The sequence below is a fragment of the Streptomyces sp. NPDC058964 genome, assembly GCF_042741275.1.
Classification (GTDB): domain Bacteria; phylum Actinomycetota; class Actinomycetes; order Streptomycetales; family Streptomycetaceae; genus Streptomyces.
Genome location: NZ_JBHYKH010000657.1, coordinates 1 through 4342 on the forward strand (window position 1 = coordinate 1; position 4342 = coordinate 4342).

Annotated in this window: 3 protein-coding genes and 1 pseudogene; 1 reads left to right on the forward strand and 3 read right to left on the reverse strand. The window is 73.0% G+C overall.

The window, feature by feature from the left end; all coding sequences use genetic code 11:
* Together ACFW2E_RS42380 and ligD are read right to left on the reverse strand one after the other, a co-directional pair.
* Positions 1–433 (reverse strand): annotated as a pseudogene (locus tag ACFW2E_RS42380) (ornithine cyclodeaminase family protein); the annotation flags it as partial.
* A 92-nt stretch (positions 434–525) separates the two neighbouring features.
* On the reverse strand, positions 526–1575 hold the full coding sequence (ligD, locus tag ACFW2E_RS42385) for a non-homologous end-joining DNA ligase (RefSeq protein WP_384476156.1): 1050 nt from the start codon (positions 1573–1575) through the stop codon (positions 526–528).
* 73 nt (positions 1576–1648) lie between these two features.
* Between ligD and ACFW2E_RS42390 the strand changes: the two genes are divergently transcribed.
* On the forward strand, positions 1649–2719 hold the full coding sequence (locus ACFW2E_RS42390; protein ID WP_384476158.1) for an ATP-dependent DNA ligase: 1071 nt from the start codon (positions 1649–1651) through the stop codon (positions 2717–2719).
* A gap of 31 nt (positions 2720–2750) precedes the next feature.
* On the opposite strand, the gene ACFW2E_RS42395 is transcribed toward ACFW2E_RS42390, so the two are convergent.
* A complete protein-coding gene (locus ACFW2E_RS42395) occupies positions 2751–3941 on the reverse strand; it encodes a zinc-dependent alcohol dehydrogenase (RefSeq protein ID WP_384476161.1) in 1191 nt (396 codons plus the stop codon).
* Positions 3942–4342: the final 401 nt, after the last annotated feature.

Consider the following 4342-nt stretch of genomic DNA (forward strand, 5'->3'; position numbering starts at 1 on the left):
CCGCCGCGCCCCACACAAACACCGCGCGGGCGCCCCCGCCGCCCACCCCCGCGCGCCCACACCCCCGCCGGCCCCCGCCCTGCTGGGGGGCCCCCGCCCGGGGGGCGCGCCGGGGGCGCCCGCCCGTGACGGTGGCCGAGTCCAGCAGCGCGAGCAACTCGCCGTCCACGCCGCTGTGCAGACAGATCACGCCGCGCAGGGCGGGCCGCGCGCCCGGGAACTTGGCGTTGACCTTCACCGTGTACGCCTCGATGCCCGGCAGGACACCGGGGATGAGGGCGGTGGCCGTGCCGGGGAAGGGCAGGTCGGTCCGCACCCGCCGCCCCGCGACCGGTGCGGCGGCGGCCGCGCGAAAGCCGTCGCGGAGCGCCGCGACGCAGGACGCGGGTTCGAGCACGGCTTCCAGATCGCCTCGGGTCAGCAGACGGGTCATGGCTCCATGATCCACCGGTTCGGGGCCGTGGTCAGGGGCGCGCCAGGCCGTGACCGGTGGCGGACCGCGCGCCTCGAAGGAGGAGCCCGGAACTAGGGCGCGTCCGGCTCCGGCGGTGACGACGGCTGCTTCTCCTCCTGACGCGCCCGGCTCGGCTGCACCCGTTTGGGCTCTCCGGGCATCTTCGGGTACTCGGGCGGGTACGGCAGGTCGCCCAGTCCATGGTCGTGCTCGTCCCGGCGCGCGAGTTCGAGCAGGGCCTCCAGGGAAAAGGCGTGGTCGTCCATGTCGGCGTGAACGTCGCCCAGTTCGGCGAAGCGGGCGGGCATGGTCGCGAGGTCGAAGTCGCGAGGGCGGGCGTCACCCACCTCCTCCCAGCGCAGGGGGGCCGAGACCGGGGCGTGCGGGCTGGGCCGTACGGAATAGGCCGACGCGATGGTGCGATCGCGTGCGGTCTGGTTGTAGTCGATGAAAATGCGCTCGCCGCGTTCCTCCTTCCACCACTTGATGGTCACCTGCTCCGGCATCCGCCGTTCCATCTCGCGCCCCACGGCGATGGCGGCTCGGCGTACCTCGCTGAAGGTCCAGCGGGGCTCGATGGGCACGAAGACATGCAGTCCGCGGCCGCCGGAGGTCTTGGGCCAGCCGCGCAGTCCCCCGAACTCGTCGAGGACGGAACGCAGTTCGTGAGCGGCGCGCACCGCGTCGTGGTAATCGGTGCCCGGCTGCGGGTCCAGGTCGATGCGGAGTTCGTCGGGACGGTCGACGTCGGTGCGGCGCACCGGCCAGGGGTGGAAGGTGAGGGTGCCGAACTGGGCGGCCCACAGCACCGCGGCCTCCTCGGTGGGGCACATCTCGTCCGCGCTGCGGCCGCTGGGGAAGGTGATGTGGGCGGTGGGGATCCAGCCGGGCATGTTCTTGGGCGCCCGCTTCTGGAAGAAGGACTCCCCGGTCACGCCGTCCGGGTAGCGCTCCAGGGTGGTGGGCCGGTCGCGCAGGGCGCGCAGGATTCCGGGGCCGACCGCGATGTAGTACTCGGCGAGGTCCCGCTTGGTGAAGCCGCGCTCCGGGAAGAAGACCTTGTCCGGGCTGGACAGCCGCACGGTCCGGCCGCCCGCCTCCAGTTCCACCGCGTCACCCATGCGGCCACCGTAGGCGGACCGCGCGGGCCTCGCACACCGGGCGGCGTACGCCCCGTACGCGCAGAATCGGACCATGGATCTGCCCGTCATGCCGCCCGTGAAGCCGATGCTCGCCAAGTCGGTGGCGAAGATCCCGCCGGACATGCACTACGAGGCGAAGTGGGACGGGTTCCGGGCGATCGTGTTCCGCGACGGGGCCGAGGTCGAGCTCGGCAGCCGTACCGGGAAGCCGCTGACCAGGTACTTTCCCGAGCTGGTGACCGCCCTGAAGGAGCGGTTGCCGCAGCGCTGTGTGCTGGACGGGGAGATCGTGATCGCCCGTGAGGGGCGGCTCGACTTCGACGCGCTGACCGAGCGCATCCACCCGGCGGACTCCCGGGTTCGCATGCTGGCGGAGAAGACGCCCGCCTCCTTCGTCGCGTTCGATCTGCTGGCGCTGGCCGACGAGTCGCTGCTCGACGTGCCGCTGACGGACCGCCGTGCGCTTCTGGCCAGGGCGTTGTCGGGGGTCACCGCACCCGTGCACCTGGCCCCGGCGACGACCGACGTCGAGCTGGCCAGGCGGTGGTTCGAGCAGTACGAGGGGGCCGGCCTGGACGGAATCATCGCCAAGCCGCCCGCCCTGCGCTATCTGCAGGACCAGCGGGCCATGTTCAAGATCAAGCACGAGCGCACGGCGGACGTGGTCGTGGCGGGCTACCGCTTCCACAAGAGCGGTCCGGTCGTCGGCTCGCTGCTGCTCGGCCTGTACGACGACCGGGGCGCCCTGCAGCACGTGGGTGTGTCGGCCGCCTTCGCGATGAAACGGCGCGCCGAACTGGTCGAGGAGCTGGAGCCGCTGCGCATGCAGGACGCGTCCGGGCACCCCTGGGCGGCCTGGTCGGACGAGGCCGCCCACGAGACGGCCCGGCTGCCGGGGGCGCCCAGCCGCTGGTCGGGCAAGAAGGACCTGTCCTGGGTGCCGCTGCGGCCGGAGCGGGTGGCCGAGGTGGCGTACGACCACATGGAGAACGGGGTCCGCTTCCGGCACACGGCGCGCTTTCGCCGGTGGCGCCCGGACCGCACGGCCGAGAGCTGCACCTACGCCCAGCTGGAGGAGCCGGTCCGCTACGACCTCCAGGAGATCCTGGGCACGCCCGGCTGACCGGCCTCACGCCCGCGGCACGGGGGCTGTCTCAGGGCCGCATCAGGATCTTCACCGCACCGTCCTGCTTGTGCTGGAACATCTCGTATGCGTGCGGCGCCTCGGACAGCGGCAGCCGGTGGGTGGCGAAGTCGTCGACGCCGAGCGGGTCCTCGTCCGTCAGGTACGGGAGGATGTCGTCGGTCCAGCGGCGCACGTTGGCCTGGCCCATGCGGATCTGGATCTGCTTGTCGAACATGGTGAGCAGCGGCAGCGGGTCCGCGGTGCCGCCGTAGACGCCGCTGAGCGAGAGCGTTCCACCGCGGCGGACCAGGTCGATGGCGGTGTACAGGGCGGCCAGCCGGTCGATGCTGAAGCGTTCCGCGAGGGGCGCGCCGATCTTCCGGGGCAGCATCGAGGAGGCCTGCTGGGCGAGGCGGGCGGCGGCGCTGCCGTGGGCCTCGGTGCCGACCGCGTCGATCACTGCATCGGGGCCGCGGCCGCCGGTGGCGTCGCGGATCGCGTCGACGAGTTCCTTCTCGTCGTCGAAGCCCCTGAGATCGTACGTCTCCACTCCGCGCCGGCGTGCCCGCTCCAGCCGCTCCGGCACCAGGTCGACGCCGAACACCCGCTCGGCGCCCCGGACCTGGGCGATCCGGCAGGCCATGTCGCCGATCGGGCCGAGGCCGAGGACGGCGACGGTGCCGCCGGACGGGACGTCGGCGTACACGACCGCCTGCCAGGCGGTGGGCAGCACGTCGGAGAGGTAGACGAAGCGGTCGTCGGGCGGGCCCTGCGGCACCTTGATCGGGCCGTACTGCGCCTGCGGGACGCGCAGGTACTCGGCCTGGGCGCCCGGCACCGCGCCGTACAGACGGGTGTAGCCGAACAGAGCGGCGCCCATGCCCTCGCTGGTGACCTGGGTCGTCTCGCACTGCGTCTGCAGTCCCGCCGAGCACATGAAGCAGTGCCCGCAGGAGATCTGGAACGGCACCACGACCCGGTCGCCCGGCTGCAGACCCGGCACCTGCGGGCCGACCTCCTGGACGACACCCATCGGCTCGTGGCCGAGTATGTCGCCCGGCGTCATGAACGGTGTCAGCACCTCGTACAGGTGCAGATCGGAGCCGCACAGCCCGGTGGACGTGATGCGGATGACGGCGTCCGTGGGTTCCTCGATCCGGGGGTCGGGCACTTCCTCCACCCGCACATCCCGCCTGCCCTGCCAGGTCACTGCCTTCATGGCGCCCTGCTCCCTCCATGGCGTGCGCACCGGTCGCACCCGGGCGGCCGGCCTGGGACCGTCCCCGGGTACCCGCGCGCCTGTCCCCGAACCGCGCCGGGAGACGGCTCGCTCCCCCGCGCGGTCCGCCCTCCCGCAACCTGCACCGATCGGCCCATTGAGCGCGCACGATCAGCATCAATCGGGTATGGCCCTTAATGAACGTACAAGCGCACGATCGATGACTCGGACTTGGCGGCAACGGTGGGCATGGGGCACAGAGCGCGCACGCGGCGCGCCACGACTACGGCGGCCCTGCTGGTCGCCACGCTGACGGGCGCGCGCGCGGCGGGCGGGGCGACGGCGGGGGGCGGGCCGGGCGGGGGCCGCCCGCGGCGGGGGGGGGGGGCGGGCGCGCCCGG